Source organism: Aquiflexum sp., from assembly GCF_041751335.1.
Classification (GTDB): Bacteria; Bacteroidota; Bacteroidia; order Cytophagales; family Cyclobacteriaceae; genus Aquiflexum.
This window is the reverse complement of record NZ_JBGSXS010000329.1, coordinates 1-2,175: the sequence shown is the minus strand read 5'-3', so window position 1 is coordinate 2,175 and position 2,175 is coordinate 1. Positions and strand designations below refer to the sequence as shown.

Genomic DNA, 2,175 nt, shown 5'->3' with positions numbered 1-2,175 from the left:
AAGCTTTATTTTTTTTTGAATACCACATAGGACATATAGATCACATAGCCTTTTATGAAATGTTTTTTAAGCCATTTCAAAGTGATGGAATAGTAAAACTATGTGCCCTATGCTTCTATGTGGTAAAAAGTAAGATAATATTACCTGAAAGACCTTCGAGGTTCAAAAAAAAACCTCAAAGGTCTAGGGATTCCTCAACTCTTCAAAAACCTCCAAATACCTATCCGTTACCCTATCCCAATTGTATTTATCAGTCAATCCTTCTCTAGCGGTTTCGCGGAGTATCTGCATTTCTTTGGGTGATTCCTCTGCTTTTACAAGCAATTTCGCAACTGAAGCCGCATCTTTTTCAAAAAACCATCCATGCTTTCCGTCTTGCAAGGTTTCCCGGCTGAAGCGGGTATCCAAAGCAAGGATGGCACAGCCATAAGCCATAGCTTTGATCAAGGTAGGGTTGGTGCCGCCATACTCATGCCCATGAAAGTAGGCAAAGCAATTGTGGTATAGGGCTTTCAGTTCTTCGGGGTCGGTGATATAACCTGTGAATTGCAACCTGTCATCTTTCATGTTCTTAAGCCTGATAGCATATTCATCCTGAAAAGGAACATCTCCTACGATAACCAATTTTCGGGTTGAATCCGATTGGATAAAACCTTCGAGGATCAGGTCGGCATTGTTGTCAGGGATCATCCTACCCACAATCAGGTAATAGCCTTCCTTTTCAAGTCCCCATTTTTCTATTTTACTCGGATCAGAGTCATAAGAGGGGTTGGCACCATAGGCGATGACCGTGGATTTGGCATTGAACAGTTCTTCGTAGACCTTTTGCATTTCATCCGAATCATTGATGATACGGTCATAAAATTTGGTGGCCATCTTTGAAGCAAAAAGGAAATACTTTGCTCCCAGTCCTTTCCACTTTGGACGCAGCCATTCCAATCCGTCAACATTGATCGCAGTCGGCTTCCTGAAAATCCTAGAGATGATACCAAACAGGCCATTGCCGCTATTGCATACAAAGATGACATCCACATCTGAAAAACAGGCATGTGTCATGGAGATAAATGAATGCGAAAGTTGGGTAAGGTTCTTGGTTTCGATGGCTGGGGTATAGATCAACTTAATGCCATTTACTTCTTTGGGTTTGTTCTTAAAAAGTGGGCGGTGACAATATACTCGTACCTCAACGCCTCTTTTTTGGAGTCGCTCCCCTAGTTCTTTGACCAAGGTTTCATAGCCACTGTACACATAAGGATAACCTTTGGTCCCAAGTATGGCGACTTTTAATGGTCCTGTATGTTTATTCATGCTCAAAAAGTTTTACGAAATTAGACTGATATGCCTTAGGAGAGAATTCCTCCAAAACCCTCTTTCTTCCATTACTTCCCATTTCCAATCTTTTGTATTTATCCAAAATCAACTTTTCAATTGCTGCTGCTGCCTTATCAGCTTTGTCCCAAGGAATCAAAAACCCTGTTTCCCCATCCAACAGCATCTCACATGCTCCTCCATGTGCTGTTGCCACCACTGGTTTGGCAGAAGCCATGGCCTCCAGGACAACGGTTGGTAGTGGGTCAGGAAGTATGGAAGGCAAAACAAAGATATCCAAACTACGAAGAATGTCAGGAATGTCCTCCCGATATCCCAAATAGGTTACCTCTTTTTCCAAAGCCAAGGTTTTGATTTTTGCCAACATTTCAGTCACAAAGTTTTCAGTTCCCGGATAGGCATCACCGACAATCAGAAAATGGATGTTTTGATGTTTTTCAAGTAGAAGTTTTGCTATATCCAGAAAGTACAGCTGACCCTTCCAATGACTTACCCTACCGATCATTCCGATAAATAATTTGTCTTTTTCAGATGGGATCTCATGAAGGATATTGGGACTGTCTTGCAAATAGGGGTCATAGTCAATACCATTGTACAACAATACCATCTTGGATTCATCGACCCAAACTTTCCAACTGTCCCAAACGGCTTGGGACACGACCACTACTTTATCTGCATAGCGGTTGATCATTTTTCCCATCAAGAGAACAAACCACTTTGGGGAAACCAAGATCTCATGCAGGTGCCAGATATGTTTTGTGCCGGTACTTTTGGCTGCCAATGCACCTACCAGCACTGCTGCGGTATTGGAATAGACATGGGTGATTTTCTTTTCTTTGATCAGGC

Annotated in this window: 2 protein-coding genes; both read right to left on the bottom strand. The window is 42.1% G+C overall.

The features are described from left to right. Positions 1-183: 183 nt before the first annotated feature. Positions 184-1,308: a glycosyltransferase gene (locus ACEW8U_RS18485; protein WP_373523540.1), complete on the bottom strand. Its 1,125-nt coding sequence runs from the start codon at positions 1,306-1,308 to the stop codon at positions 184-186. Beyond that, a partial coding sequence (locus ACEW8U_RS18480; RefSeq protein WP_373523539.1) for a glycosyltransferase family 4 protein occupies positions 1,301-2,175 on the bottom strand: 875 nt, incomplete at its 5' end. The genes ACEW8U_RS18485 and ACEW8U_RS18480, both read right to left, overlap by 8 nt.